The sequence below is a fragment of the Kineococcus rubinsiae genome, from assembly GCF_011839805.1.
Lineage (GTDB): Bacteria > Actinomycetota > Actinomycetes > Actinomycetales > Kineococcaceae > Kineococcus > Kineococcus rubinsiae.
On record NZ_VWPY01000021.1, the window covers coordinates 37,349 to 64,215 of the forward strand.

General features: G+C 76.3%; 26 protein-coding genes and 1 pseudogene. 13 read left to right on the plus strand and 14 right to left on the minus strand.

From position 1 onward, the window contains the following. Nucleotides 1-12: 12 nt before the first annotated feature. From F1544_RS11980 to F1544_RS11990, 3 genes are all read right to left on the minus strand, one after another. Nucleotides 13-1,011, minus strand: coding sequence for an alpha-ketoacid dehydrogenase subunit beta (locus F1544_RS11980; protein WP_167585621.1), 999 nt, complete (start codon nt 1,009-1,011; stop codon nt 13-15). Continuing rightward, nucleotides 1,011-2,162, minus strand: coding sequence for a pyruvate dehydrogenase (acetyl-transferring) E1 component subunit alpha (pdhA, locus tag F1544_RS11985; protein WP_308470030.1), 1,152 nt, complete (start codon nt 2,160-2,162; stop codon nt 1,011-1,013). The genes F1544_RS11980 and pdhA overlap by 1 nt, the downstream gene beginning before the upstream one ends. A 179-nt stretch (nt 2,163-2,341) precedes the next feature. Further along, nucleotides 2,342-3,457, minus strand: coding sequence for an NAD(P)-dependent alcohol dehydrogenase (locus F1544_RS11990; RefSeq protein WP_167585625.1), 1,116 nt, complete (start codon nt 3,455-3,457; stop codon nt 2,342-2,344). Between the two features lie 323 nt (nt 3,458-3,780). Between F1544_RS11990 and F1544_RS11995 the strand changes: the two genes are divergently transcribed. Beyond that, nucleotides 3,781-4,506, plus strand: coding sequence for a metal-dependent hydrolase (locus tag F1544_RS11995; protein ID WP_244308453.1), 726 nt, complete (start codon nt 3,781-3,783; stop codon nt 4,504-4,506). Nucleotides 4,507-4,512: 6 nt separating this feature from the next. Here the strand turns inward: F1544_RS11995 and F1544_RS12000 are convergent, their stop codons facing one another. The 3 genes from F1544_RS12000 to F1544_RS12010 are packed head-to-tail and all read right to left on the minus strand — an operon-like array spanning nt 4,513 to nt 8,638. Further along, nucleotides 4,513-6,255 (minus strand): acetyl/propionyl/methylcrotonyl-CoA carboxylase subunit alpha, encoded by a 1,743-nt coding sequence (locus F1544_RS12000; RefSeq protein WP_167585629.1) that lies wholly within the window; start codon nt 6,253-6,255, stop codon nt 4,513-4,515. 16 nt (nt 6,256-6,271) lie between these two features. Beyond that, entirely contained in the window at nt 6,272-7,846 is a 1,575-nt protein-coding gene (locus F1544_RS12005; RefSeq protein WP_167585631.1) for a 5-oxoprolinase subunit B/C family protein, read from the minus strand. A 9-nt stretch (nt 7,847-7,855) separates the two neighbouring features. Continuing rightward, a complete protein-coding gene (locus F1544_RS12010) occupies nt 7,856-8,638 on the minus strand; it encodes a LamB/YcsF family protein (RefSeq protein ID WP_167585633.1) in 783 nt (260 codons plus the stop codon). A 137-nt stretch (nt 8,639-8,775) separates the two neighbouring features. Between F1544_RS12010 and F1544_RS12015 the strand changes: the two genes are divergently transcribed. Beyond that, nucleotides 8,776-9,486 (plus strand): GntR family transcriptional regulator, encoded by a 711-nt coding sequence (locus F1544_RS12015; RefSeq protein WP_167585635.1) that lies wholly within the window; start codon nt 8,776-8,778, stop codon nt 9,484-9,486. Here F1544_RS12015 and F1544_RS12020 read toward each other — a convergent pair. Next, nucleotides 9,462-10,781 carry a PA0049 C-terminal domain-containing protein gene (locus F1544_RS12020; protein WP_167585637.1) on the minus strand — a complete coding sequence of 440 codons (1,320 nt, stop codon included), beginning with the start codon at nt 10,779-10,781 and terminating at the stop codon, nt 9,462-9,464. The two genes, F1544_RS12015 and F1544_RS12020, sit on opposite strands and share 25 nt — an antisense overlap. 211 nt (nt 10,782-10,992) lie before the next feature. Between F1544_RS12020 and F1544_RS12025 the strand changes: the two genes are divergently transcribed. The 3 genes from F1544_RS12025 (at nt 10,993) to F1544_RS12035 (ending at nt 13,379) form a co-directional block, all read left to right on the plus strand. Then, nucleotides 10,993-11,703, plus strand: coding sequence for a DUF969 domain-containing protein (locus F1544_RS12025; protein ID WP_167585639.1), 711 nt, complete (start codon nt 10,993-10,995; stop codon nt 11,701-11,703). After that, nucleotides 11,700-12,671: a DUF979 domain-containing protein gene (locus F1544_RS12030; protein WP_167585641.1), complete on the plus strand. Its 972-nt coding sequence runs from the start codon at nt 11,700-11,702 to the stop codon at nt 12,669-12,671. The genes F1544_RS12025 and F1544_RS12030 overlap by 4 nt, the downstream gene beginning before the upstream one ends. A 69-nt stretch (nt 12,672-12,740) precedes the next feature. Next, a complete protein-coding gene (locus F1544_RS12035) occupies nt 12,741-13,379 on the plus strand; it encodes a hypothetical protein (RefSeq protein ID WP_167585643.1) in 639 nt (212 codons plus the stop codon). A 33-nt stretch (nt 13,380-13,412) separates the two neighbouring features. On the opposite strand, the gene hisC is transcribed toward F1544_RS12035, so the two are convergent. Next, nucleotides 13,413-14,549 (minus strand): histidinol-phosphate transaminase, encoded by a 1,137-nt coding sequence (gene hisC, locus F1544_RS12040; protein ID WP_167585645.1) that lies wholly within the window; start codon nt 14,547-14,549, stop codon nt 13,413-13,415. A 162-nt stretch (nt 14,550-14,711) separates the two neighbouring features. Between hisC and F1544_RS12045 the strand changes: the two genes are divergently transcribed. Next, complete coding sequence (locus tag F1544_RS12045; protein WP_208971733.1) at nt 14,712-15,221, plus strand: flavin reductase family protein; 510 nt, start codon at nt 14,712-14,714, stop codon at nt 15,219-15,221. Next, complete coding sequence (locus F1544_RS12050; protein ID WP_167585647.1) at nt 15,218-15,742, plus strand: NADPH-dependent FMN reductase; 525 nt, start codon at nt 15,218-15,220, stop codon at nt 15,740-15,742. Before F1544_RS12045 ends, F1544_RS12050 begins: the two co-directional genes overlap by 4 nt. On the opposite strand, the gene F1544_RS12055 is transcribed toward F1544_RS12050, so the two are convergent. Beyond that, a complete protein-coding gene (locus tag F1544_RS12055) occupies nt 15,718-17,343 on the minus strand; it encodes a hypothetical protein (protein ID WP_167585649.1) in 1,626 nt (541 codons plus the stop codon). The two genes, F1544_RS12050 and F1544_RS12055, sit on opposite strands and share 25 nt — an antisense overlap. After that, nucleotides 17,340-17,618: a hypothetical protein gene (locus F1544_RS12060; protein WP_167585651.1), complete on the minus strand. Its 279-nt coding sequence runs from the start codon at nt 17,616-17,618 to the stop codon at nt 17,340-17,342. Before F1544_RS12060 ends, F1544_RS12055 begins: the two co-directional genes overlap by 4 nt. A 186-nt stretch (nt 17,619-17,804) precedes the next feature. Between F1544_RS12060 and F1544_RS12065 the strand changes: the two genes are divergently transcribed. The 6 genes from F1544_RS12065 (at nt 17,805) to aqpZ (ending at nt 22,904) form a co-directional block, all read left to right on the plus strand. Beyond that, nucleotides 17,805-18,581, plus strand: a complete 777-nt coding sequence (locus F1544_RS12065; protein ID WP_308470031.1) for a fructosamine kinase family protein — start codon at nt 17,805-17,807, stop codon at nt 18,579-18,581. A 71-nt stretch (nt 18,582-18,652) separates the two neighbouring features. Then, the gene (locus F1544_RS12070; protein WP_167585677.1) at nt 18,653-19,216 is read left to right on the plus strand and encodes a molybdenum cofactor biosysynthesis protein; all 564 of its coding nucleotides are present in this window, start codon (nt 18,653-18,655) and stop codon (nt 19,214-19,216) included. Nucleotides 19,217-19,290: 74 nt separating this feature from the next. Continuing rightward, nucleotides 19,291-19,491, plus strand: coding sequence for a hypervirulence associated TUDOR domain-containing protein (locus F1544_RS12075; protein WP_167585655.1), 201 nt, complete (start codon nt 19,291-19,293; stop codon nt 19,489-19,491). Between the two features lie 18 nt (nt 19,492-19,509). Next, on the plus strand, nt 19,510-20,928 hold the full coding sequence (gene purB / locus F1544_RS12080) for an adenylosuccinate lyase (protein ID WP_167585657.1): 1,419 nt from the start codon (nt 19,510-19,512) through the stop codon (nt 20,926-20,928). 9 nt (nt 20,929-20,937) lie between these two features. Further along, on the plus strand, nt 20,938-21,972 hold the full coding sequence (locus F1544_RS12085; protein WP_167585659.1) for an alcohol dehydrogenase catalytic domain-containing protein: 1,035 nt from the start codon (nt 20,938-20,940) through the stop codon (nt 21,970-21,972). Between the two features lie 128 nt (nt 21,973-22,100). Then, entirely contained in the window at nt 22,101-22,904 is an 804-nt protein-coding gene (gene aqpZ, locus F1544_RS12090) for an aquaporin Z (protein ID WP_167585679.1), read from the plus strand. 24 nt (nt 22,905-22,928) lie between these two features. Here aqpZ and cls read toward each other — a convergent pair whose 3' ends face one another. The 4 genes and pseudogenes from cls to F1544_RS12110 all read right to left on the minus strand — a co-directional run. After that, on the minus strand, nt 22,929-24,425 hold the full coding sequence (gene cls / locus F1544_RS12095; protein WP_308470033.1) for a cardiolipin synthase: 1,497 nt from the start codon (nt 24,423-24,425) through the stop codon (nt 22,929-22,931). Nucleotides 24,426-24,429: 4 nt separating this feature from the next. Next, the gene (locus tag F1544_RS12100) at nt 24,430-25,071 is read right to left on the minus strand and encodes a VOC family protein (protein WP_167585661.1); all 642 of its coding nucleotides are present in this window, start codon (nt 25,069-25,071) and stop codon (nt 24,430-24,432) included. A 13-nt stretch (nt 25,072-25,084) separates the two neighbouring features. Next, a complete protein-coding gene (locus F1544_RS12105; protein WP_208971735.1) occupies nt 25,085-26,146 on the minus strand; it encodes a ketopantoate reductase family protein in 1,062 nt (353 codons plus the stop codon). Then, nucleotides 26,143-26,867 (minus strand): annotated as a pseudogene (locus F1544_RS12110) (hypothetical protein); the annotation flags it as partial. The gene F1544_RS12105 and the pseudogene F1544_RS12110, both read right to left, overlap by 4 nt.

Here is a 26,867-nt window from a genome sequence, read left to right on the forward strand (position 1 = left end):
GAGGCAGCGCGGTCAGGCCGCGAGCGCCGCCTCGACCGCGTCCAGGACGCGGTCGACGTCGGGCAGGTAGTGGTCCTCGTAGCGGGCCGCGGGGTAGGGCACGTGGAACCCGCCCACCCGCTGCACGGGGGCTTCGAGGGAGTAGAAGCAGCGCTCCTGGACGCGGGCGGCGAGCTCCGCCCCCGGCCCGTGGAACGTCGGCGCCTCGTGCACGACGACGAGGCGGCCGGTGCGCTGCACCGACTCCACGACGGTGTCCACGTCCAGCGGGGAGATCGAGCGCAGGTCGATCACCTCGAGGTCGGTGCCGTCCTCGGCGGCCGCCGCGGCGGTGTCGAGCGCGAGCCGCACGGTGGGGCCGTAGGCCACGAGGGTGGCGTCCTTCCCCGTGCGCAGCACGCGCGCGCGGTGCAGCGGGGCGACCTCGCCGGGGCCCAGGTCGACGTCGACGTCGCCCTTCTCCCAGTAGCGGCGCTCGGGTTCCAGGAACAGCACCGGGTCGGCGGAGGCGATGGACTGCTGGATCATCCAGTACGCGTCGTGCGCCGAGGACGGGGCCACGACCCGCAGCCCGGCCGTGTGCGCGAACAGCACCTCGGGGCTCTCGGAGTGGTGCTCCACCGAGCCGATGCCGCCGCCGAAGGGCATGCGGATGACGACGGGCACGGTGAGCCGGCCGCGGGTGCGGGCGCGCAGCTTCGCGAGCTGGGTGACGATCTGGTTGAACGCCGGGAACACGAACCCGTTGAACTGGATCTCGCAGACCGGCCGGTAGCCGCGCAGCGACATCCCCAGCGCGGTGCCGACGATGCCGGCCTCGGCCAGCGGCGTGTCCAGGACGCGGTCCTCGCCGAAGTCCTTCTGCAGGCCGTCGGTGACGCGGAAGACGCCGCCGAGCTTGCCGATGTCCTCGCCCATGAGCAGGACGCGGGGGTCGCGCTCCATCGCGACGCGCAGGCCCGCGTTGACCGCCTTGCCCAGCGCCATCCTCTGGATCCCTGCGCGTTCCATCAACGTCCCCCTCCGGCCGGCGACTGCTCGAGGTCCTGCTCGTGCTGGGCCCACGCGGCGAGGAACGCGTCGCGCTCCTCCTCGACCTGGGCGTGGGGTTCCGCGTAGGCGTGGTCGAACATGCCCACCGGGTCCGGGTCGGTCATGCCCCGCACGCCCGCGCGGATGCGCTCGGCGAGGGCCTCGGACTCCGCGGCCAGCTGCTCCTCGAAGTCGTCGTCGAGGACGCCCTCGGCGCGCAGGTAGGTGCGGAACCGGTCGATCGGGTCCTTCTCGCGCCACTGCTCGACCTCGACGGAGTCGCGGTAGCGGGTCGGGTCGTCCGACGTCGTGTGCGCGCCCATGCGGTACGTCCACGCCTCGATGAAGGTCGGCCCGCCGCCGGAGCGCGCGCGGTCCAGCGCGCTGCGCACCACGGAGAACATCGCGAGGACGTCGTTGCCGTCCACCATCACGCCGGGCATCCCGACGCCCTCGGCGCGCCGGTGCAGGGGTACGCGCGCCTGCCGCTCGACGGGCTCGGAGATCGCCCACTGGTTGTTCTGGCAGAGGAAGACGACGGGGGCGTTGTAGACGGCGGCCCAGCTGAGGGCCTCCGACGCCTCGCCCTGCGAGGTGGCGCCGTCGCCCAGGTAGGCGAGCACGGCGGTGTCGCGGGCCGGGTCGCCCGTGCCCATCGCGCCGTCGCGCTGGACGCCCATGGCGTAGCCGACGGCGGGCAGCAGCTGCGCGGCGATGACCAGCGTGTACGGGTGCACGCCGTGCTGCACCGGGTCCCAGCCGCCGTGGTCGATGCCCCGGTAGATGCTGAGGATGTGCAGCGGGTCGACGTCGCGCGACAGCGTCGCGCCGTGGTCGCGGTAGGTCGGGAAGAGGTGGTCCTGGGGGCGGACGGCGCGGGCGGCGCCGATCTGGGCCGCCTCCTGGCCGCGGGTGCCGACCCAGAGGCCCAGCTCACCGGTCCGCTGGAGCGCCTCGGCCTCGCTGTCGAAGCGGCGCAGCAGCACGAGGTCGCGCAGCAGCCCCAGCAGCTCGTCGGGCTCGAGGTGGGCGTCGTGCTCGGGGTGCTCGTGCCGGACGCCCGAGGCGTCGAGCAGCTGCACCATCGTGGGAGCCCCGCTGGTCGTGGGGCTGACCGCTCCGTCGGTCACGTGCACTCCTCCATGGCTGTCGGGCCGTGGGCGGGAGGCTCCTGCTCGGCGTCCTAACCTACGGTTCCGTACCTTACGGAGGCGTACGTTACGCATCCGTAGCCCGGACCGCCAGGACACGCGCCGCAGGGGGGCCGTCCGTGTCCACCGCCGGGGGCGGTGGCCGGCGGCCCGCAGGGTCAGGCCGGCATCACGATCACGGGCTTGACGACCTCGCCGGAGCGCGAGGCCTCCTCCGCGTCGGCGATGTCCTCGAGCGCGAAGCGCTGCACGAGCCGGTCGAACGGGAAGCGGCCCTGCGCGTGCAGGTCCAGCAGCGCGCCGACCAGGCGGGGGCTGCGGCCGCTGCCGCCCAGCGTGCCCTGGACCGTCTTGCCCCACAGCGTGCTCAGGTGGTCGGCCGTGAACTCCGCGCCGGCGGGAGCGCCCCCGATGAGCAGGCACCGCCCGCGCATCCCCACGGCGTCGATGGCCTGGCGCACCACGGCGATGACCCCGGTGCACTCCAGCGAGACGTCGGCCGGCCCGCCGCAGATGTCGGCGACGGCCCGGACGGCGTCGGCCTCGCGGGCGTCGACGACGTGCGTCGCGCCGAACTCGGTGGCCAGAGCGAGCCGCGAGGGCGTGCGGTCCACCGCGATGATCGTCGTGGCCGCCGAGCTGCGGGCCGCCATGACCGCCGCCAGCCCCACCGCCCCGGCGCCGAACACGACGAGCGAGGTCCCGGGCTCCGGGCGCACGGTGTTGAGCACGGCCCCCGCGCCGGTGGCCAGCCCGCACGCCAGCGGCCCCACGAGGTCCAGCGGCGCCGAGGCGGGCACCGGCACCAGCGACGTCGCGGCGGTGATCGCGTAGCCCGCGAAGGAGGACTGGCCGAAGAAGTGGCTCGCCAGCGGCTCGCCGCCGACGGCCCGGATCGACGACCGGCCCCCACCGGGCCGGGCGCCGCTGCCGACCAGCTCGCCGAGGCGCAGGCAGTAGCGGGGCTCGCCGTCGAGGCAGTTGCGGCACTGCCCGCACCACGGCCAGCCGAGGACGACGCCCTGCCCCTCGGCGACGGAGGTCACCCCGTCCCCCACGGCCACCACGACGCCCGCGCCCTCGTGGCCCAGCACCCCGGGCAGCGGGAACGGGAAGTCGCCGTGCCGCGCGATGGCGTCGGTGTGGCAGAAGCCGGTGGCGGTGACCCGCACGAGCACCTCGCCGGGCCCGGGGTCGTCGACCTCGACGTCGCACAGCCGGAACGGCCCGTCGGTCGCCTCCACGACGGCGGCAGTGGTCCTCCAGGGGCTCATGGCGTCCTCCGGTCGTCGTGCGGGTCGCGCTCCGGGCGGGTGGGGCTGGGCCGACCGTAGGCCGTCGCCCGGCCCGGGTGCTCCGTCAGCCGTCCCGCGCGCCGCGCTCGCCGCAGCCACGGCGGGCACGACATCCGTCGCGGACCTCGGTGTGCGGGCAGTGTCGGCCTCCGGGCGGTGTCGGCGCCGCCCGGCATGCTCGCCGGCGTGCACCACGACACCACCGCTCCAGCACCGCTCGAACAGCCAGCACGGACTCCGCCTCCCGCACCGACCGAGACCCGCACCACCGCAGCAGCACGGACCCCGGGGCGTGCCCGGTGATGGGTCCCGCGCACACCGCCTCGGGGCTCGCGGCGGGGGCCCTGACCCTGCCGGTCGCCGCCGCGCACGGCGTCGACACCGCCCTCTGGCAGCTCGCGTGGGTGGCCGCGTGGGGCGGCGCCGCGTACCTGCCCGACCTCGACCAGAAGGGCTCCACCGCGGGGTCGCTCTGGGGACCGCTGACGCAGACCGCGGCCGGGGTGATCGGCACGGCCGCCGGGGGTCACCGCAAGGGCACCCACGACGCCCTGGTCGCCCCGCTCGCCTTCGGCCTGCTCGCCGCGGCGGCCGCGCAGGCCCGGTGGTCGGCGCTGCTGCTGCTCGCCGTGGTCATCGGCCTCGCGTTCCACGGCCTCGTGCAGCGGCGCCTGCCGCGCACCGCCGGGCCGCTGGTGAACCTCGCGGTGTCCGCGGCCGGCGCGTTCCTGCTGGCCTCCCACGGCCACCAGAGCGTCGCGTGGCTGCCGTGGGCCGTGGCGGGCGGCGTCCTCGTGCACATCGCGGGCGACTGGCTGACCACGGACGGTGTCCCCGTGCCGCTGACGACGTGGGTGGGGCGGCCCCGCTCGTTCGGGCTGCGGGCCTTCGACGCCGGGCACGGCCCCGAGGGGCTGCTGCGGGTCGTCGTGTTCCCCGTCCTCACGCTCGTCGGGCTCTGGCTGCACACCGGCCTGGGCGCCCTGACCGGCGACGTGGTGGCCGCCGCCCGGCGGGTCACCGGCTGAGGGGCGTCAGCCGGCGGCGGTGATGCGGGCCAGCTCCGCCCCGGCCGCGCACGCCTCGCCCGCGGCGACGCTCACGCGCAGCACACCGTCGGCGTGCGCGCTGACGACGGTCTCCATCTTCATGGCCTCCACGACGGCCACCGGGTCACCCGCGCGGACCTCCGCGCCGTCCTGGGCCGTCCAGTGCAGGAGGGTCCCGGCGACCGGCGCGGTCAGCACGGCCGGGTCGCTCCCGGGTCCGGAGGCCGGCGCGGCCCCGGCCGGCGGGGTCCCCGGGGAACCCGCGCGCAGCAGGGCGGCGGGCAGGCCGAGGCGGACCCGGCGGCCGTCCAGCTCGACCCACGTGCGGACGACCTCCTCCTCCGCCTCCCCCTCGGGCGGGCGCGGGGCGGCGAGCTCGTCGAGCCACGCGCACTCCGTCTCGATCCAGCGCGTGTGGACGCCGAAGGACCCCTCGGCGGTGAAGGCGGGGTCCTCGACAACGCGGCGGTGGAACGGCAGCACGGTCGAGACGCCCTCGACGGCCAGTTCCGCCAGCGCCCGGCGCGCGCGGCGCAGGGCCTCGGGGCGGTCGCGGCCGGTGACGACGAGCTTGGCCAGCAGCGAGTCGTAGCGGCCGGGGACGACGGAGCCGGCGACGACGCCGGAGTCCACGCGGACCCCGCGACCTCCGGGCACGTCGAAGCGCGTGACCGTGCCCGGGGTGGGGAGGAAGCCCCGGCCGGGGTCCTCGGCGTTGAGGCGGAACTCGAACGCGTGCCCGCGGGGTTCCGGCGTGCCGGTCACCTCCAGCGGCAGCCCGTCGGCCACGAGGAGCTGCTGGCGCACGAGGTCGACGCCCGTCGTCTCCTCGGTGACGGGGTGCTCCACCTGCAGCCGGGTGTTCACCTCCAGGAACGACACGGTGCCTGCGGTGCCGACGAGGAACTCCACCGTCCCGGCCCCGCGGTAGGACACGGCCGCGCAGACGTCGCGCGCGGCCGTCACGACCAGGTGGTGCTGCTCGGCGGTGAGGAACGGCGCGGGCGCCTCCTCCACGAGCTTCTGGTGGCGCCGCTGCAGCGAGCAGTCGCGGGTGCCGACCACGACGACGCCGCCCCGGCCGTCGCCGAGCACCTGCGCCTCGACGTGGCGGGGGCGCTCGAGGTACTGCTCGACGAAGCACTCCCCGCGCCCGAACGCGGTCACGGCCTCCCGCACGGCGGCGTCGAACGCGTCGCGCACGTCCTCCCGGCGGTGCACCACGCGCAGGCCCCGGCCACCGCCGCCGAACGCGGCCTTGATGGCGATCGGCAGCCCGTGCTCGTCCGCGAACGCGAGGACCTCCTCCACGCCCGCCACCGGCCCGGGGGTTCCCGCGACGAGCGGCGCACCGACCGACGTCGCGATGCGCCGGGCGGTCGTCTTGTCCCCCAGCGCCTCGATGCTCTCGGGGCTCGGCCCGATCCAGAACAGGCCCGCCTCCTCCACGCGCCGGGCGAACTCCGCGCTCTCACTGAGGAACCCGTACCCGGGGTGCACGGCGTCCGCGCCGCTGGCCCGGGCGGCGGCCAGCAGCTTCCCCGCGTCGAGGTAGGTCTCGGCCGGGGACGCACCGCCCAGCCCCCACGCCTCGTCGGCCACCCGCACGTGCAGCGCGTCGGCGTCGGGGTCGCTGTGGACGGCGACGGAACCCACGCCGTAGTCGGCGCACGCGCGGGCGATGCGGACGGCGATCTCGCCGCGGTTGGCGATGAGCACCTTCTTCACGGGGTTCCTCCAGGTGTCACGGGGTTCCTCCGGGGGTCTGCGGGACGACGCGGAAGCGCAGGCGTCCGGTGGCGGGGACCTGCGCCGCGAGGCCCAGGTGGTGCGCGGCGACGCAGGCGATCACGGGGTAGCCCCCGGTCAGGGGGTGGTCGGCGGTGAACAGGACGGGCTGCCCGTCGGGCGGGACCTGGAGGGCGCCGGCGACGGTGCCCTCGCTGGGCAGCTCCCCCGGCTGCGCGCGCTCCAGCGGCGCCTCCCCGTGCAACCGCAGGCCGACGCGGTTCGAGCGCGGCGTCACCGTCCACTCCTGCGCCGTCAGCGTCGCGAGCGCGGCCGGGGTGAACCAGTCCGCGCGGGGCCCGGGCACGACGTCGAGGGTCACGACATCGCCCGCCGCGGGCAGCGGGGAGGGATCGCCCGCGTCGAGCGCGACCGCCGAGAGGGCCGCGCCGTCTCGCACCCGCAGGACGTCGCCCGCGCGGGGCGGCGGCGGCCCGATCCCGGCCAGGACGTCGGTGGCGGCGCTGCCGAGCACGAGGTCGACGGCGAGGCCGCCGCGCACGGCCAGGACGGAGTAGACGCCGGCCGGCGCCGGACCGACGAGGAGCTCCTCCCCGTCGTCGAGGGCCAGGGCCGTCCCCGCAGGGACGGAGCGGTTCCCGCGCGGGGTGGACCGGGTCAGGGCGGCGGGGGCGCCGGCGAGGCCGACGACGAGGTTCCCGCGGGCCCGCAGCCGCAACCCGCCGCCGGCCACCTCGAGCGCCGCCGCGCCGGGGGCGTTGCCCACCAGCAGGTTCGCGCGGCGCAGCGCACCCCGGTCGACGGCGCCGGAGGCCGACACCCCGAGCCCGGCGTGGCCCGGCCGGCCCAGGTCCTGCACCAGGATCAGGGGCGCGGTCGCCACCACGACCAGGGCCGGGCCCCCGTCGTCGGGGGCGTCCACGGCGTCCCGCGCGGCCGGCGGTGGCGGGGCGGGGGTCCCGGCCGCGTCCGTGAACCGGACCCGCGCGCCGGGCTGCAGCAGGGCGGGCACCTCGCGGCCCAGGTCCCAGACGGGGACGTCGGTGCGGCCGAGGAGCTGCCACCCGCCGGGGCTCGCCCGCGGGTAGACCCCGCTGAACTCCCCCGCGAGGCCCACGGAACCCGCGGGGATCGACGTGCGGGGCGAGCGGCGGCGGGGGACGTGCAGCGCGGGGTCGCCGCCGGCGAGGTAGGCGAAACCCGGCGCGAAACCCGTGAACGCCACGGAGTACGTCGCCGCGGTGTGCCGCCGCACCACCTCCTCCGCGCTGAACCCGCAGAGCCGTGCGACCTCGTCGAGGTCCTCGCCGTCGTAGTGCACGGGGACCTCGACCAGCTCGCCGTCCGCGGCCGCGGCCCGGGCGAGGGAGCGCCCGGCCACCGCCGCGGCGATCCGCCGGGGTTCCGTGCGGTCGGGGTCGAAGCGCACGAGCACCGTGCGGGCGGCCGGCACGAGTTCCCCGACGCCCTCGACCGGCTCGTCGCGCAGCGAGGCGAACAGGGCCAGCGCCTGGTCGAGGTCGGCGACCTCCACCAGCAGCGCGCCGGAACCGGCGGGCAGGAAGCGCACGGCCACCGCCTAGGAACCGGCGCCGGGGTCGGCGGGCAGGAACGGGCGCACGGCGATCCCCGCGCCCTCCAGGGCGGTGCGGACGGCCTGCGCCATCGCGACCGCGCCGGGCGAGTCGCTGTGCACGCAGAGGGAGTCGGCGCGCACGTCGACGCGGGTCCCGTCCACCGCCTCGACGGTCCCGGTCCGCACCAGCTGCACCATGCGCTCGGCGACCTCGTCCGGGTCGTGCAGCACGGCACCGGGTTCGCGGCGCGAGAGCAGCGCGCCGTCGGCGGTGTAGGCGCGGTCGGCGAACGCCTCCGCGACGGTCCGCAGCCCGGCCGCGCGGGCCTGCTCCAGGAACCTCGAACCCGCCAGGCCCACCACCGCGAGCGAGGGGTCGTAGCGCGTGATCGCCGTGAGCACCGCCCGCGCGTGCCGCTCGTCGGAGGCGATGGTGTTGTAGAGCGCCCCGTGCGCCTTGACGTAGGTCACCTCGGCGCCGACGGAGCGCGCGATGCCCTGCAGCGCACCGATTTGGTAGACGACGTCGCCCACCAGCTCGGGTTCGGTGGCGTCGACGTAGCGTCGGCCGAAACCCGCCAGGTCGCGGTAGGCGACGTGCGCACCGACCTGCACGCCCCGAGCGGCGGCGGCGGCCACGACGCGCGTCATCGTCTCGGGGTCGCCGGCGTGGAAGCCGCAGGCCACGTTCGCGCTCGTGACCGTCTCGAGCATCGTCTCGTCGTCGCCCAGGCTCCAGCGGCCGAAGCCCTCGCCCATGTCGGAGTTCAGGTCGATCTGCTGCACGGCACCTCCTCGGTCGCGGCCAGCCTGCCGATCGTTCAACGATCGCGCAAGAGGGGGTGGGGTCTCGTGCTGGTAACGTCGCGGCCCAGCCGACCAGCCGCGGGCGCTCCCCGCCGGCGCGTCCCGAGGAGCACCGGATGCCACCGCCGAGCCTCGCCGCGATCGCCGCCCGGGATACCGGCGACGACGGTTCCGCGGGGCGCGGCAGCCGCTCCGACCGGGCCGCCGACGTCGTCCGCGAGGCGATCCTCGACGGCACGTTCCGCTGGGGCACGCGGTTGTCCGAACCCCAGATCTGCGCCGCGGTGGACGTCTCCCGCAACACCCTGCGCGAGGCGTTCCGCACCCTGGCGCAGGAGCGCCTCGTCGTGCACGAGCTGAACCGCGGCGTCTTCGTCCGGGTGCCGACGGCGCAGGACGTCACCGAGCTGTACGCCTGCCGCCGCATCGTCGAGTGCGCCGCGGTGCGCTGCTGCACCGGGGAACCCGGCGAGCTGGACGGCGTCGACGCGGCGCTCGCGCAGGCCGACGCGCTGGCCGGGACCGCCGACTGGATCGGCGTCGGCACCGCGGACATCGCGTTCCACCGCGCGCTCGTCGCCCTGAGCCGCAACGAGCGGCTCGTGGGCATGACCGCGGGTGTGTGGAACGAGATGCGGCTCGTGTTCCACGTCGTGGGCGAACCGGCCGAGTTCCACGGCAGCTACCTCGCGCGCAACCACGCGCTCGCCGCGACGCTCGCGGCCGGCGACACCGCGGCGGCCGAGGCGGCGCTGCACGCCTACCTCGACGACGCCGAGCAGCACACGCTCGAGACCTACCGTCAGCGCTCGATCGCCGGCGCCTGACGCTGCGCCACGGCGGAACCCGCGGCGAGGACGAGGGCCACCGTCTGCTCCACGATCGCCCGCCGGTCCGCCTCGAAGGACGGGTCGGTGAGAGCGTCCGGCGCCTCCGGGTACGCCAGGGCCGAGACGTGCAGGTGACCGCCGGGGACGTCCCACGCGTGCAGCCCCTGCCGCAGCCGGTTCGAGCGGTACATGCTCTCGTTGGACAGGTAGTCGCCGCCGGTGCCCGCCGCGGCCGTGCTGCCGGGCGACGGCCGGGGCACCGACCGCACGGCCGTCGGGTCGGGGAACGTCCCGGCCGGCCACTCCGCGACGCCGTCGCGCAGCACCACGGGCCACGGGCCCGTCCCGGCCGCGACCATCGCCGCGTGCGGCAGCGTCGTGCGGATCCAGTCCGGTGAGTCGAACGGCTGCGGCCAGTGCGAGGGGCGCGAGACCGCGCCGAAGTGCTGCTGCCGCTCGTTGTCGGGCGCACCCCCGCGCGCGTTCGCGGCCCACTCCTCGACGTCCATCCGGCCGCGCGCCGTCTGGCTGATCGTCGTGATGAGGTCGGCGCGGTCGGGCCCGGGGACCAGGGCCGGGCCGAAGGCGTCCTCGACGACGCCCTGGTCGAACGCCGACCAGCTGACCGGGAGCACGACCGCCCGCACCGCGACGGGGCCGCCGGGGGTGTCGAACGTCCGCCCGTGCAGCTGCAGGGCAGCGCACCCCGAGGGGTTGGAGTGGCGCAGGCTGTCGTCCAGGCCGAAGGTGTCGAACCCGCTGACGAGCACGCGGGTGGCGGGACCCGCCGGCCAGCGGGGCGTCCCGATCCCCCGCGAGGCCCGGTCGAGCAGGCGCAGCAGGCCCTGGCGCTGCACCCCGGCCTCGAGGAGCGGGGGGTCGAGCGTGCGCAGGTGCGCGGACATCGCGGTGCGCGCCCAGTACAGGGGACGGTCGTCGACGAGGTCGAGCGCCGGCGTGCCGTCGGCGGGGCCCTGGGCCCGCGCGATCGCGGCCTCCCACAACCCCTGCCCCCGCCGGGTGACGGTGTCGGCCAGCGCGCCCAGGGTGGGGGCGGCGGCCACCGCGGCCGTGAACTCCGCGACGAGCGCGTCGAAACCGGACAGCGCGAGGAACTCCTGCGCGACCGGCGGGCGGCCCGGCGCGAAGGGGAGTTCCAGCCGGCTCTCCTCGACGGTGAGGACCGCCGGGCGCACCGGGGCGGAACCCGGTGCCGGCCGGGCGGGCACGTGCTCCGGACGGGCGGCCACGTCCTCCGGACGGGGGGAGACGTTCTCGGGAGGGGGGACCACGACGCACCTCGCAGGTCGGACGACGGTCGAGCCCGGACCGCAGGAACGGCGCCCGAACCCCTTGCGCAATCGTTGAACGATCCATACGTTACCCGGAGCAGCGGTCGGCGTGCACCCCCTCGGCGCCCCCCGATCTCCGGATCTCCGGGTCTGGCCGCCGTTCCCCGTCCCTCCCCCTCCGTGCCTGTTCTGCGCCAGGAAAGGCGGAAGCGTGCTCGTCCTCCTCGGAGTGCTCGTCGTCGTCGTGGGTTTCGCCCTGCGGCTGAACGCGATGCTCGTCGTCACCGTCGCCGGTCTCGTCACCGGCTTCCTCGGCGGGTTGTCCCTGCGCGAGATCCTCGACGCGTTCGGCACCGGTTTCGCCGGCAGCCGGTCCATCGCCGTGTTCCTCCTCGTGCTGCCGGTGATCGGCCTCGTGGAGCGCAACGGCCTGCAGGAGCAGGCGAGGCGGCTCATCAGCCGCCTCGCGCGGCTCACCACCGGCCGGGTGCTCGCCGCCTACCTGGTGGTCCGCCAGATCACCGCGGCCGTCGGCCTGCTGAGCATCGGCGGGCACGCGCAGTCGGTGCGACCGCTCATCGCCCCCATGGCCGAGGCCGCCGCGGTCAAGCGCCACGGCGCGCTGCCCGAGGCGGTCTCGCGCCGCATCCGCGCGTTCGCCGCCGGCACCGACAACGTCGGCGCGTTCTTCGGCGAGGACATCTTCGTGGCGGTGGGCGCGGTCCTGCTCATCACCTCCTTCGTCGACACCACCTACGGGCTGACCCTGCGGCCGCTCGACGTGGCGCTGTGGTCGATCCCGACCGCCGTCGTCGCGTTCCTGCTGCACGGGGCGCGGAGCCTGCACGTCGACCGCGTCGTCGCGCGCGAGGTCCGCGCCGCCGCTTCCGCCGAGGGCCGCACCGGGGCGGTGGAGGGGTGATCCGCGTCGAGTGGTTCTACTGGCTCATCGGCCTGTTCTTCCTGGCCGTCGCGGCCTCCGCCGTGCGCGACCGCACCAACCCGCACCGCGTGCCGAGCGCGGTGTTCTGGGCGCTGCTCGGCATCAGCTTCCCCTACAGCTCCTTCGTCGTCGCGGAGACGGCCCCGGCCTGGCCGCTGGGCCTGCTCGTCATCGCGATCGCCCTCATCGCCGGCACCGGCCGGCTCGGCCAGGGCAGCGGCGCGGGCACGACGAGCCGCCAGGAGCGGCAGGGCCTCGCGGAGCGCTTCGGGGGCAGGGTCTTCATCCCCGTCCTGGCGATCCCCGTGGTCACCGCGCTGTTCGCGACGCTCGGGCCGAAGATCTCGGTCGGTGGGCAGCCGCTGCTGCAACCCTTGTCCGAGACCGTCATCGGCCTGGGCGTCTCGGCCGTCGTCGCGCTCGCCCTCGGGATGTGGCTGCTGCGCACCCACTCCCTCGCGGTCCCGCTCGCCGAGGGGCGGCGGCTGACCGAGAACATCGGCTGGGCGTCGGTCCTGCCGCAGCTGCTCGCGATGCTCGGCCTGGTGTTCGCCACGGCCGGCGTCGGGGACGCGATCGGCCGCAGCGCCTCCGCCGTCCTGCCGAGCGGCGTGCTGCTGCCGGCCGTCGTCGTCTACTGCGTCGGCATGGCCGTCTTCACGGTCATCATGGGCAACGCCTTCGCGGCCTTCCCCGTCCTCACCGCGGCCGTCGGGTACCCGCTGCTGGTCACCGGGTTCGGCGGCAACGCGCCCGCCGTCTTCGCGATCGGCATGCTGTCCGGCTACTGCGGCACGCTGTGCACCCCGATGGCGGCGAACTACAACATCGTCCCGGTCGCCCTGCTGGACCTGCGCGACGACTACGCCGTCATCCGCGCCCAGCTGCCCACCGCGGTCCCGCTGCTGGCCGCGAACGTCGCCCTCATGTACGTCCTGGCGTTCTGAGCCGGGGCCCCGCGACACGGCGGGGCTCCTGCGGCGCCTGCCGGGCACGGGACCTGGGAGCATCGGGGCATGGGACTGGGTGGCGGACCGAGCGAGTGGGACGAGTACGAGTGGTTCCGCCTCGCCGACCTGCCCGCGGAGCGCGTGGTGGAGCGCCCCGCCACGCGCCGCCGCTCGCGGCCGGACCCCGTCGAGGACGAGGTCGTCGACGAGGGCCCCGACCCCCTCGGTGACGCGCTGCGCGCCCTGGTGCGCGACTACCCCGTGTGGGCCGGCGCGGGCGCGACCCGGGTGCTCCTGGTCGACCTCGACAACCTGCGCGCCTCGCGCGGCCGGCTGCGCGCCCGCCTCGGCGTCGTCGTCGAGCTGGCCCGGCAGGCCGACGTCGTCTGCCTCGCCGGCCAGGCCGGTGCGGTCGAGCGCTCCCGGCCGTGGCTCGCGGAGTTCGCCGCGCGCGCCCAGCCCGTGGCCGACGGCGCGGACGTCGCCGACCTCGTGCTGCTCGCCGCCGCGGCCGGGGTCGCCGACCCGGTGGAGGTCCTCGTCATCTCCAACGACGGCATCTTCGCCGACCTCGCCGACCGCGGGGACCTGACCGTCCTCTCCCCCGGCATGGACGCGCTCAGCGACCGGCTCTACGGCGCGGCCAGCCTGCTCGTCGACCTCGCCGCGCTGGAGAAGGACGCCGCGGCCATCGCCGCGTCCTGACCCGCGCCCCCCACCGCCGGGTGGGCCGCCGGCTCAGCCGAGGAGCGTCGCCGCGACCGCGACGAGCCGCTCGTTGGCGGCCGTCTCCGCGATCGTCAGGCGCAGGCCCTCACCGGCGAAGGGGCGCACGACGAGGCCCTCGGCCGCGAAGGCCACGGCGAGCTCGGCCGTGCGCTCCCCCGTCGGCAGCCAGCAGAAGTTCCCCTGCGCGTCGGGCACCGGCCAGCCCTGCGCGCGCAGCGCGGCGACCACGCGGTCCCGCTCGGCCACCAGCGCCGCCACGCGCTCCATCAGCTCCGCCTCGGCGGCGGGTTCGAGGGAGGCGACCACCGCGGCCTGGGCGATGCCGGACACCCCGAACGGTGTCGCGGCCTTGGCGAGGGCCTCGGCGACCTCGGGGTGCGCGACGGCGCAGCCGACCCGCAGCCCCGCGAGCCCGTAGGCCTTCGAGAACGTCCGCAGCACCACGACGTTCGGGTGGGCGCGGAACACGTCGACGCCGTCGGGGGTGTCCGGGTCGGTGACGAACTCGCGGTAGGCCTCGTCGAGGACGACGAGGACGTCGGCGGGGACGGCGGCCAGGAACTCCTCGAGCTCCCCCGAGCGCAGCGACGGGCCGGTGGGGTTGTTCGGCGAGCACAGCACGACGAGGCGGGTCGCGTCCGTGACGGCCGCGGCCATGGCCGGCAGGTCGTGGCGGGCGTCGGCGGTCAGCGGCACCCGCACCGAGCGGGCGCCGGAGACGCCCGCGACGATCGGGTAGGACTCGAAGGACCGCCACGCGTAGACGACCTCGTCGCCCGGCTCGCAGGTGATCTCGACCAGCTGGGCCAGCAGCCGCACGCTGCCCGTCGCGGTCGCGATGTTCTCCGGAGCCACGCCGAAGCGCTCCGCGATCGCCGCGACCATGGCCGTCGCCGCCATGTCGGGGTAGCGGTTCAGCGTCGCCGCGGCCTCGGTGATGGCGGCCAGCACGCTCGGCAGGGGCGGGTACGGGTTCTCGTTGGAGGAGACCTTGTAGACCTCGACGCCGTCGCGCGCCACGGCCGGCCTGCCCGCCACGTAGGCCGGCACGCCCGCCAGGCTCGCCCGCAGCCGCGGGACGACGGTGGACGCGACGGTGGAGGCGACGGTCGGAGCGTCGGGGGCGGCGTCGGGGGCGGCGGACATGCCCGCCAGCTTACGGAGCGCCTCCCGCGTGTGGCGCACGTCATCCGCACGCCCGGGACGCCGCTCGTACGATGCTCCGGGAACGCCGGTCGCCGTGGTCACGGCGCGGCCGGCCGCCGCACGCCGAGCACGCTCCCTCCGAGACGCTGGACGGTCCCCGCCATGCCCGACCTCATCCCCTTCGACAGCGACCCGATGGCGCTGCGCTCGACGTTCGCGCTCTTCCCCTCCGGCGTCGCGGCCCTGTCCGCGGTCGTCGACGGCGCGCCCGTCGTCCTCGTGGCGTCCTCCTTCCAGGTCGGCATCTCCGCCGACCCGCCGCTGGTCCTCTTCGCGGTGCAGCACACCTCGACCAGCTGGCCGAAGCTGCGCGGCGCGGAGCGCATCGGCGTCTCCGTCCTCGGCGAGGCGCACGAGCCCGCCGCCCGCCAGATGGCGTCGAAGGCCGCGGACCGCTTCGCCGGCATCGAGACCCACACCACGGAGACCGGCGCGCACTTCCTCCTCGGCGCCCCCGTGTGGCTGGAGTGCAGCATCCACTCCGAGGTCCCCGCGGGTGACCACGACGTCGTGCTGCTGCGCGTGCACGCCATGGGCCACGAGGCGCAGACCGAGCCGCTGGTGTGGCACGCCTCGTCCTTCCGCGCGCTGACCCCCAAGGTCGACGCGTGAGGACCGCCGTCGTCGTCGGCAACCCCAAGCCGGCCTCGCGCACGCTCGCCGCGGCCGTGCGCGCGGTCGAGCTGCTCACCGGCGCCGGCCCCGACCTGGTCGTCGACGTGACGACCCTCGGCCCGGGCCTGCTCGGCTGGGGCGACGAGACGGTGCGGGCCGCGGTGGCCGACGTCGCGGGCGCCGACCTCGTGGTCGTGGCGAGCCCCACCTACAAGGCGACCTACACGGGCCTGCTGAAGCTCTTCCTCGACCAGTTCGCGGGCGGCGAGGGGCTGCGCGACGTCACCGTCGTCCCCCTCATGCTCGGGGCCGGCCCGGCGCACGCGCTGGCCGCGGACCTGCTGCTGAAGCCCGTGCTGGTGGAGCTCGGCGCGACCTGCCCCGCCCCGGGGCTGTACCTGATCGACTCCGAGGGGGCCGACTCCCCGGCCCTCGCCGCCTACGCCGAGCGGTGGAAGCCCGCGCTCACCGCGACGGCGTCGCTGCCCCGCGGTCACGACACCCTCTCCGCGCGGTAGTCGAACACCTCGACGGAGGACCCCGGCGCGTCGAGGAAGGGGCTCGCGGAGGCGGTGAAGGCGCGCAGCGTCGGGTCGTCGCTGGCGTCGACGAGGCGGGCGGTGTCGACGTACCCGGCCCAGCCGTGCGCGGCCACCGGGTCCCGCGCCACCGCCGCCGCCCACGCCGGGGAGGCGCCGACGTCGCGGGTGACGACCGTGCGGTGCGCCGAGCCCTCGGCGTCCGTGCCGTCGAGGGCGGGCACGAGGTCACCGGTGTGCTCCAGCGACAGGACGCGGACGTCGGCGGGCACGGCGATCCCGTCGACCGGGGAGCCGGCCGTCACCACGTGGGTGATGGAGAACTCCGCGCGCACCGCGGGGTCGGCGGCGAGCGCCGCGGCGGTCAGCCCGCCCTGGCTGTGCCCCGCGACCATGACCGGCTCGCCGGGCCGGACGCCGGCCTGCCGCATGGCCTGCACGACGGCGTCCGCGGTCGCGGTCGGTTCCCCGGCCACCGCGCGGACGTTCGTCGTGAGGTCCATCGGGCTGCGGCCCGCGGAGCCCGCCCCCGGGAAGGGGCTCCACGTCTGGGTCCCCGGGACCTCCACGACCCACGCGACGCGACCGGCGGCGCTGCGGACCCGCTCGAGCCGCACCGTGCCCGGCGGCGGCGGGCCGGCCGCGGGCATCCGCCCGCCGGGCTGCGGCTGCGACGTGCTCGTCCACCCCGTCGACTGCCGGGCCACGCCGTCCAGGACGTCGGCGATCCCGCCCGGCGGCCGGGTCGGCACCGAGCGCGGGACGGTCGCCGGGCTGACGCGGACCGCGGTCTCCCAGAACAGCGGGGTGACCGTGCCCAGCGCCGACAGCACCGCGCCGGCGGCGGCCACGTCGTCCAGCGGCAGCGCCTCCGGCGCCACCGCCGCGACCGCGAGCGCCAGCGCAGGAGAGTCCGCGAGGACCGCGTCCAGCACGGCCGGCGTGGTCGCGGCCAGCTCCCGGACCACCTCGGGGTGCGACGCCAGCTCCCGCGCCACGGGGTGCAGGACGGCGCCCGCGTCGGCCGTGAGGCGGTCGCCCGCGCGCCGGGTCGCCGCCGCGGCCGTGGCGCGCAGCGACGTCGCGTCGAGGTCCCCGGCCAGCGCCAGCCCGAGGGCACCGAGGAGGACCTCGTCCTGCGCCTGGTGGGCGCGGTGGACGACGTCGGCCGCGACCACGGTGGCGGCACCCGCGAGCACCACGGGCGCCGCGGCCACGACCACCTCCGCGGCGGCGCGCCGGGCCAGCGCAACGACGGCCGCCGCCGCCTCCTCGCCCAGGCGGTAGCGCAGGGCCGCGGTCCGCAGGGCCACGGCCAGCGCGCTCACGCGCGCCGCGACCCGCAGCGCCCCGCCCCCGTCCGCGAGGACCGCGCCGACCGCGGCCTCGGCCCGCAGCCCCGTCCCGGCCGCCGCGGGCAGCGTTCCCAGCAACCGCGGGTCCACCGCGGTCCGGGCGGCGACCAGGCCCACCTCGGCCAGGGCCGCCGCGCACCCGGCCAGCACCCCCGCGGCGCGCTCCAGCGCCGCCGGGTCGACGGTCGTGGCGCCCGTCGCGACGCTGATCGCGTCACCGCTCATCCGGCCCGCACCGCCGTCGACTGCAGCGCCGTCGACTGCAAGACCCTCGCGTGCGCCTGCAGCGCCGCCTGGGCATCCTCGCAGCGCGCCACCACCGCGGCGACCGCCCGCACCTCGGCCCCCAGCCGGGCGGCGAAGCGCGCCGCCGACGGCGAGTGCCACTCGAGGTGCCCCAGCCCCGTCAGGCGGCTCGCCGCCCCGCGCGCCTGCCACGACGCCCGTGCGAGGTCCCCCGCGAGGGCCTGCACCCCGGCGCCCAGCTCGTCCCCGCCCACCCGCTCCTCCTCCACGCCGACCGTCCACGACCGGATCCGGACGCTAGGTCGCCTCCCTCCCGCGGCCCGGGCCGCGGACGCGGGTTGTGGACACCGGCCGTCCGCGGCGGCTGTGGACCCTGCGCGCCCGGGACCCCGCTCCGCCCGGGGGCTGCGCGCCGGCCGCCCGGGCAGGACCATGGGGCCGTGCCGACCGGGGAGTTCGTGAAGCGGCAGCCGGGCGCGCCCGGGTCCGCCCTCGCCGTCGAGGCCGCCGGGCTGCGCTGGCTCGCGGCCGCGGGCGGCGTCCAGGTCTGCGACGTCCTCGACGTCCGGCCCGACGCGCTGGTCCTCGAGCGGATCGAGCCGGCACCGCCCACGGCCGCGGCCGCGGAGCGCTTCGGCCGCGACCTCGCCCGCACGCACGCCGCGGGCGCGCCCCACCACGGCGCGGGCCCGCCGGGGGTCGAGGGCGACGCGTGGATCGCGACGCTGCCGCTGCCGCTGTCGGACGCACCGCAGGCCTGGGGTCCCTGGTTCGCCGCGCAGCGCCTCGCCCCGTTCCTGTGCGCCGCCCGCGACGCCGGGGCCCTCGACGCCGCGGGGGCACGCACGGTGGAGCGGGTGTGCGAGCGCCTGGCCGCGCAGGACCAGGCCCTCGTCGCCGGGGGCGAGGTCCCGGCCCGCCTGCACGGCGACCTCTGGTCGGGCAACGTCCTGTGGTCGGCGGAGGGGGCCGTGCTCGTCGACCCCGCGGCCCACGGCGGCCACCCGGAGACCGACCTGGCGATGCTGGCCCTGTTCGGCCTGCCGCACCTCGACGTGGTGCTCGCCGCCCACGCGGAGGCCTCCGGCGCCGCACCCGGCCGGGCCGCCCGCATCCCGCTGCACCAGCTGCACCCGCTGCTCGTGCACGCGGTCCTCTTCGGCGGCAGCTACGGCGCGCGGGCCGTCGACGCCGCCCGGCGGAGCCTCGCGCTGTGAGCACCGGCGAGGGCCCGGCCGGCGCGCACCCGGTGCTCGACGCGTCGTCGGGCGCGGGGCAGGATGCGCCGGTGCACGAGTACGCGGTGACCGTGGAGCGCCTGCTCGTCTCCCCCGAGCACGCCTACTTCGGGCGCCCGAAGGACGGCCCGGCGGACGTCGAGACCCACGACGCGGCCGAGGTGGAGGTCGTCGCCGGCAAGGGCCTGCGCGGCGACCGGTTCTTCGGCAAGGCCGCGCACATGGACGCGGCCGTCACGTTCCTCGCGGCCGAGGCGTGGGAGGCCGTCGCCGCGGACCTGGGGCTCTCGCCCGTGCCCGACCCGCTGCTGGCCCGCCGCAACGTCGTGGTGCGCGGCGTCGAGCTGGACCCGCTGCGCGGCGGCGAGTTCGAGCTGGTCACCGCGGCCGGCACCGTCCGCTTCCACGGCGGGCGCCCCGCGAACCCCTGCGCGTGGATGGACCGCGTGGTCGCGGCGGGCGCGCACCGGGCGCTGCGGGGGCGGGGCGGCCTGCGCTGCACCCCGCTCAGCGACGGCCGCCTCGTCACCGGTCCCGCGACCCTGCGCTCCCCCGTCCCCCTCGACCCGGCTCGTGCGGGCGAGGCGGTGCTGCGGCGCACCCCGCTGCCCTGAACCCCGGCACCGTGGCCCCCCGGCGACCCGCCGGCCGACGTGCGGGCTCCCGGGAGCGCTGCGACCGTGGGCGGATGGTGAAGAAGGGTGACCACGTCAGCTGGAACACGTCGCAGGGCGAGACGGAGGGGAAGGTCGTCGACAAGAAGACCGACGACTTCGAGATGTACGGCAAGAAGCGCAAGGCGAGCGAGGACGACCCGCAGGTCGTCGTCGAGAGCGACAAGAGCGGCAAGGAGGCCGCCCACAAGGAGGGGTCCGTCGACAAGACCTGACCGTGGGACCATGGGGCAGTGACCGACGTCGCTGCCCCGACCGCTGCCGGCCCCACCTACGAGGGGCTGGGTGAACCCGCTCTCGGGCCCCTGGACGGCCGCTACCGCCGCGCCGTCGCGCCGCTCGCGGTGCACCTGTCCGAGGCGGCGCTGAACCACCGCCGGATTCTCGTCGAGGTCGAGTGGCTGGTGCACCTCGGCACGCACGACGTGGTTCCCGGGGTGCGCCGCCTCACCGGCGACGAGGTCGCGTTCCTGCGCTCGCTGCCCGCGGGGTTCGACGCCGCCGACGTCGCGGAGCTCGCCGAGATCGAGCGCGTGACCGTGCACGACGTGAAGGCCGTCGAGTACTGGATCAAGCGCCGCCTCGAGGGCACGTCGCTGGCCGACGTCGCGGAACTCGTGCACCTGTTCTGCACGAGCGAGGACATCAACAACCTCGCCTACTCCCTCATGGTGCGCGACGCCGTGCGCGAGGTGTGGCTGCCCGCCGCCACGGGGCTGACCGACGACGTCGCGGCGATGGCGCACGACCTGCGCGCGCAGCCGATGCTGAGCCGCACCCACGGCCAGCCCGCCACGCCCACCACGCTGGGCAAGGAGCTCGCCGTCCTCGCGCACCGGCTGCGGCGCCAGCTCGCCCGCATCTCCCGCGCGGAGTTCCTCGGCAAGTTCAACGGCGCCACGGGCACCTACGCCGCGCACCGCGTCTCGGTGCCGACGACCGACTGGCCCGCGGTGTCGCGGGAGTTCGTGACGTCGCTGGGGCTGACCTGGAACCCGCTGACCACGCAGATCGAGTCCCACGACTGGCAGGCGGAGCTCTACGCCGACGTGGCCCGCTTCGGCCGCGTGCTGCACAACCTCTGCACCGACGTGTGGACCTACATCTCGCTGGGCTACTTCGCGCAGGTCCGCGGTCAGGGCACCGTCGGGTCCAGCACCATGCCGCACAAGGTGAACCCCATCCGGTTCGAGAACGCCGAGGCGAACCTCGAGGTCTCCGGCGGGATCTTCCGGGTCCTGGAGGACACGCTGACGACGTCGCGCCTGCAGCGCGACCTCACCGACTCCTCCATGCAGCGCAACATCGGCGTCGCCTTCGGGCACTCGCTGCTGGCCATCGAGAACGCGCGCCGCGGGCTGTCCGGCCTCGACGCCGTGCCCGCCGCCCTGGCCGCGGACCTCGACGCGACGTGGGAGGTGCTGGGCGAGGCCGTCCAGTCCGTCATGCGCGTGCACGGGCTGCCGGAACCCTACGAGCGCCTCAAGGAGCTCACCCGCGGCCGCCGCGTCGACGCGGGCTCGATGCGGGAGTTCGTCCTGGGCCTCGGCCTGCCCGAGGGGGAGGCCGCGCGCCTCGCGGCGCTGACCCCGGCGGACTACGTCGGCGACGCGGCAGCCCTCGTGGACCACCTCGACGCCCCGTCCGCCTGAGGTCCCGGCGTGCGCGCGCTCGTCGTCGAGCGGTTCGGCGTCGCGCCGGTCCTGACGACCGTGCCCGACCCGGCGCCGGCCCCGCACGGGGTCGTCGTGGCGGTCGAGGCGACGGGCGTGTGCCGCAGCGACTGGCACGCCTGGCAGGGCCACGACGAGGACGTCGTGCTGCCCCACGTGCCCGGCCACGAGCTGGCCGGGACGGTGGCGGCGGTCGGCGCGGACGTGCGGGGCTGGCGCGCCGGCGACCGCGTGACCGTCCCGTTCGTCACGGCGTGCGGGACGTGCCCGGAGTGCGCCGCCGGCGAGCAGCAGGTGTGCCGCCGCCAGACCCAGCCCGGGTTCACCGGCTGGGGTTCCTTCGCCGAGCTGGTCGCCCTCGACCACGCGGACGTGAACCTCGTGGCCCTGCCCGACCAGCTCCCGTCCGACGCCGCGGCCGCCCTGGGCTGCCGGGTGGCGACGGCCTTCCACGCGGTCACCGACGTCGGGCGGGTCCGGCCCGGGGAGCGCGTCGTCGTCCACGGCTGCGGCGGCGTGGGGCTCTCGGTCGTGTCGCTGGCGGTGTCGGCCGGCGCCCGCGTCGTCGCCGTCGACCCCTCGCCGGCCGCCCGGGAGCTCGCGCGGGCCTTCGGCGCGGAGCAGGTGCTGGACCCCGCCGCGGGTGACGTCGTGGCCGCGGTCGGCGACCTCACCGACGGCGGCGCGCACGTCTCCTTCGACGCCGTCGGCAGCGTCGCGACGTGCGAGGCGTCGGTGCGCAGCCTGCGCACCCGGGGTCGGCACGTGCAGATCGGCCTGCTGCCCGCGGCGCTGGGCCGCCCGGCCGTGCCGATGGACCGGGTCGTGGCGCTGGAGCTGCGCGTCCTCGGCAGCCACGGCATGGCCGCGCACGCCTACCCCCGGCTGCTCGACGTCGTCCTGTCCGGGCGGTTCCCCGTGGCGGAGCTCGTGCAGCGGGTGCTGCCCCTGGAGTCCGGGCCGCGCGCCCTCGCCGACCTCACGACCGCGGCCAGCGCCGGCATCACCGTCCTGCAGCCCTGAGGCACCGCCACCCGAGCGTCACCCGACCGTTGCCTGCGGGCACCTCGACAACCCCGACGGCCCTCGGTCAGACTGCCGCTACGCAACGTGATGGTCTAGCACTGGGGGCACACCACATGACCAGCACGCTGTCGCGGCGGTTGACCGCGGAGTTCATCGGCACCTTCTGGCTCGTCTTCACGGGCTGCGGGAGCGCCGTCCTGGCCGCGGCCTTCCCCGAGGTGGGCATCGGCCTGCTCGGGGTCAGCGCCGCCTTCGGCCTCAGCGTCCTGACCATGGCGTACGCGTTCGGGCACATCTCCGGCGGGCACTTCAACCCCGCGGTGACGCTCGGGCTGTTCCTCGCCAAGCGGCTGCCCGGACGCGACGTCCTGCCCTACGTCGTCACCCAGGTGGTCGCCGCGGTCGTGGCCGCCGCGGTCCTCTACGTCGTCGCCAGCGGCCAGGCCGGGTTCTCCGCCTCCGAGAGCGGGTTCGCGGCCAACGGCTACGGGGAGCACTCCCCCGGCGGGTACAACCTGCTGGCCGCCCTCGTCATCGAGGTCGTGATGACCGCGTTCTTCCTGCTCGTCATCCTCGGCGCCACCGACCGCCGCGCGGCGCAGGGCTTCGGCCCGATCGCCATCGGCCTGGCGCTCGTGCTCATCCACCTCGTCAGCATCCCCGTGACCAACACGTCGGTGAACCCGGCCCGATCCACGGGTCAGGCGATCTTCGTCGGCGGGTGGGCGCTGTCGCAGCTCTGGCTGTTCTGGGTCGCCCCGCTCGTCGGCGGGGCCGTGGCCGGTCTGGCCTACCGGTTCCTGACCGGCGACTCCGGTGTGGCGTCCGCCGCGCGCGAGGGCCAGCCCGTCGAGGAGGCCGTGAGCGACGCCCACGACGCCCCCATCGACCTCACCTCCGCCGAGACCGCGGAGCGCCGGCTGCCCTGACCCACCCGGCCTCCGCCCCGCAGGTCACTGCAGGGCGGAGGTCAGCCGGGACAGGTTCTCCTTGATGACGTGCGCGCGGGAGCGGGACATCCACTGCGCGAGGGTGAGCTCGGTGCACTTCGCCCGGTAGTCGTCCTCGACGGCCCGCAGGTCGTCGACGAACCGCTTGCCGCACACCATGAGGGTCAGCTCCAGGTCGAGCAGGAACGACCGCATGTCCATGTTGCTGGACCCGATGAGCCCGACCTCGTCGTCGATCGTCAGGTGCTTCGCGTGCAGGACCGCGGGGGCCGGGTAGCGGAAGATGCGCACCCCCGCCCGCAGCAGGTTCTCGTAGTAGGAGCACTCCGCGTAGTGCACGAGCGCCTGGTCGCCGAGCTCGGAGACGAACAGCTCCACCTCGACGCCGCGCTCCGCGGCCGAGGTGATGGCCGCGAGCATGGACTCGTCCGGGACGAAGTACGGGCTCGTGATGGAGATGCGCCGCGATGCCGAGTAGAACAGCGCGTTGAACAGCTTGAGGTTGTTCTCCCCGTCGAACCCGGGCCCGCTCGGCACCACCTGGCACTCGAGCTCCCCCGGCCCCTCCGGGAACGTCACGGGCCGCGCCTCGCCCTCGAGCAGCTCGTCGGTCTCGGAGTACCAGTCGGTGATGAACAGGGCGTCGACCCCGCTGACGACGGGTCCCTCGAGCCGGACCATGAGGTCCTGCCACCGCAGACCGCGCTTGACGTTGCCGCGCTTGTCGTAGCTGCGGTCGATGACGTTCTGCGAACCGACCCAGCCGACGTCGCCGTCCACGACGAGCAGCTTGCGGTGGTTGCGGAGGTCCGGGCGCTGGTACTTCAGCTTGTGCAGCTGCACCGGGAGCATGGGGTGCCACTCGACGCCCGCGTCCTCGAGGAACCGGATGGTCCTGCGGTAGCCGGGGTAGCGCAGCGAGCCGATGTGGTCCAGCAGCAGCCGCACCTTCACGCCCCGCTGCACCGCGCGGGCGAGGGCGTCGAAGAACGGTTCCGTCGTCGCGTCGCGGATCATGATGTAGAACTCGACGTGCACGTAGTCGGTGGCGGCGTCGATCGACTCCGCCATCCGCCGCAGCGCCGCGTCGTAGTCGGCGACCAGCTCGGCCACGTTGCCGCCGACGAGCGGCATCGACCCGAGGTTGCGGTTCATCGCCACGATCCCGGCCAGCCACGGCGGCCACGGCTGGTCGGTGCTGACGAGGTCCATGCCCTGGGTCGTCTCGAGGATGAGGCGGTTGATCTCGCGCTGCTTGCGGCGCCGGCTGCGCGGCAGCTTCGGGCTGCCGATGACGAGGAACGCGAGGATCCCCAGGTAGGGGATGAAGAAGATGGTCAGCAGCCACGCGAGGGCGGAGCTGGGGCGCCGGTTGACGGGGACGACGGCGATCGCGGTGACGCGGACGACGAAGTCGACGGCCAGCAGCGCCACGGCCGAGACGGTCAGGGACGGCGCGGAGTCCGGCAGCCAGTCGAACCCCGGCAGCCAGTCGGGCACCGGGTCAGATCTCCACCGGCCCGCGCGACGTCTCGAACGTCACCGCGCGCAGCCCGGTGCTCGCACCGTCGGGGAGCCACGTGAACGCCAGCCGGTCGACGACGAACTCGGGTTCGAGGCCCAGCCAGGCGCGGACGTGGTCGCGCTGGCCGGCGATGGTGAGACCGGTCAGCCGGGTCCCGCCCGCGAGCGCGATGGCGGAGGGGTGCTGCGTCGCGGGGCCGGCCCACTCGATGAGCAGGGGCAGCTGCGGGTCCTCGCGCAGGCCGGGGGCGCCGATCTGCCGCCAGCGCAGCTCGACCCCGTCGGGGCGGCGGCGCACGCCCTCCTCGGCGGCCTCACCGAGGCGCTCGACGTAGGCGTCGAGGTCGTCGACGGTGACCGCCCACGTGAACCACCCGCCGCCCGCGTCGGAGCGCTCGCGCACGGCCCGGCCGAACAGGGCCTTCTCGGCGACGGGGTGGTCGAGCACCTCGACGACCTCGATGTAGCAGCCGTCCGAGAGCGGCAGGACGACGTTGCGCGTGCCGAAGCGCGGGTGCGGGCCGCCGTCGATGGTCCGCACCCCGAGCTGGGCGGCGAGCGTGCGGGCGGTGGCCTGCAGCCCCTCCGGCCCGGCGGCGTAGCCCACGTGGTCCAGGCGCATGAGCGTCATCGTCTCAGAGGTCCCCGGCCCGGTTCGCCAGCCGGTCCGCCAGCGCGCGCACGTCGGCGACCTCGACGGCCCCCGGGCCGGTGCCGCGGCGCGCGCAGGAACCGGCCAGCACCTGCAGCGCCTCGTTCACCGGGGTGGCCACGCCGGCCTCGCGACCGAGCCGCACGACCTCCCCGTTCAGCCAGTCCGTCTCGACGGTGCCGCCGCGGCGCAGGCTCTGCCAGGACGAGGAGCCGGGCCGCTCCGCCCCCGCGACGGGGGCCGTGCGGAAGCCCATCGCCGCGAACGCGGGGAAGGCCTCGGCGCGCCCGACGGCCGGCAGCCCGGCGGCGGCGAGCACCGCGGCACCCTCCGCGCGGGCGGCCTCGCGCAGCTCGTCCCAGCCCTCGCCGGGGCGGCAGATCGCGTCCAGGGCGTTGCCGGTGTTGTCGAGCAGCTTGCCGCGCTTGACCGCCATGACGTCGGGGTGGGTGGTGCTGGCGAAGGAGGAGTCGGCGAGGTCCGCGACGATCGTCCGCGTGAGCTCGTCCACGCCCGCCGGGTAGCGGCCCAGGACGATCGCCCCCGAGACGGGCGAGCCCTCCGACACGACGACGCCGGGTTCGAGGTGGCTCGCCGGGAGGTACAGGCAGGCGCCGACGACGCGGCGGAACCAGCGCTGGGCGAGGCGCTCGCCCTCGATGCCGTTCTGCGCGCAGACCACCGGCAGGACGTCGCCGGCCGTCGTGTCGCCGACGGGTGCCGCCGCCCACTCGGCGAGGACCACGGCGGCGTCCTGCACCTTCACGGCGAGCACGAGGACGTCGTCGGGCGTCAGCACCAGGTCCTGCGGGGACGTGGCGACGGGCGCGGAGACCTCGACGGGCCCCGTCGGCGTCAGCAGCCGCAGGCCGTGCTCGCGGAGGCGGTCGGCGTGGGCCCCGCGGGCCACCAGGACGACCTCGTGGCCGTGCTGGGCGAGGCGGCCGCCGATCGTCCCGCCGACGGCACCGGACCCGATGACCACGTAGCGCACCGTCGCAGTCAAGCACCGTGCGGAACCGGACTCGTCGGGGGTGCCGCTCACAGGTAGAAGCCGGTGGGTCCGTCACCCGGCGGCGGGGCGGCCTCGTCGGGCTCGGCGCCCGCGACGGCGCCCCGCAGGAGCAGGTCCGGGGCGCTGCCCGGGCGCAGCCAGAGGTAGCCGGTGCTCGGGCAGGACGACACCGCGCTGCCCGGCGGGAGACCGCCGGCGGCGGGGCCCAGCCCGGCTCCCGCGACGGGCACCAGGTGGCCGGCCAGGACGCGGGCCGCCGGGGCGCCCGTGAGCACGGGGGTCTCGAAGCAGCGGCAGCCGTGGCCCGCGCGGTCGGCGGCGCGGCGCGCGGCGCTCTCCCCGCGCCGCTGGCCCGAGCGGGCGAGCACGGTGCGCAGGCCTACGTGCGCGGTCAGGACGAGCACCGCGAGCGCCAGCGCCCACACCGCGCCCACGGCGACGGCCGGCAGCAGCGCCGCGGCCCCCACGGCGACGTCGAGGGTGCGCAGCTCGCGGGCGACGGCGACGGCGGTGCCGTCGACGACCTCGAAGTGGCGGGAGGCGAGGACGCGCCACGCGCGCCGGGTCGGGCGGTCCAGGCGGCGACGGCCGCCCACCGCGGCGAGGCGGCGCCCCAGCTCGGCGGCGACGACGGCGCCGGCCCCCGGCGCCGCGGGCGGGTGCCGGACGACCGCGGCCAGGAGCAGCAGGGCCCCCGCCGCGTCGTCGCGCGCGCTCAGGGCCGCGGCGGCGGTCAGCGCGGAGCCGGCGC

Coding starts and splice junctions, on each gene's coding strand:
- F1544_RS11980 (WP_167585621.1), bottom strand. CDS start 1,011: ATGGAACGCGCAGGGATCCAGAGGATGGCGCTGGGCAAGGCGGTCAAC.
- F1544_RS11990 (WP_167585625.1), bottom strand. CDS start 3,457: ATGAGCCCCTGGAGGACCACTGCCGCCGTCGTGGAGGCGACCGACGGG.
- F1544_RS11995 (WP_244308453.1), top strand. CDS start 3,781: ATGGGTCCCGCGCACACCGCCTCGGGGCTCGCGGCGGGGGCCCTGACC.
- F1544_RS12015 (WP_167585635.1), top strand. CDS start 8,776: ATGCCACCGCCGAGCCTCGCCGCGATCGCCGCCCGGGATACCGGCGAC.
- F1544_RS12035 (WP_167585643.1), top strand. CDS start 12,741: ATGGGACTGGGTGGCGGACCGAGCGAGTGGGACGAGTACGAGTGGTTC.
- hisC (WP_167585645.1), bottom strand. CDS start 14,549: ATGTCCGCCGCCCCCGACGCCGCCCCCGACGCTCCGACCGTCGCCTCC.
- F1544_RS12045 (WP_208971733.1), top strand. CDS start 14,712: ATGCCCGACCTCATCCCCTTCGACAGCGACCCGATGGCGCTGCGCTCG.
- F1544_RS12055 (WP_167585649.1), bottom strand. CDS start 17,343: ATGAGCGGTGACGCGATCAGCGTCGCGACGGGCGCCACGACCGTCGAC.
- F1544_RS12075 (WP_167585655.1), top strand. CDS start 19,291: ATGGTGAAGAAGGGTGACCACGTCAGCTGGAACACGTCGCAGGGCGAG.
- F1544_RS12100 (WP_167585661.1), bottom strand. CDS start 25,071: ATGCGCCTGGACCACGTGGGCTACGCCGCCGGGCCGGAGGGGCTGCAG.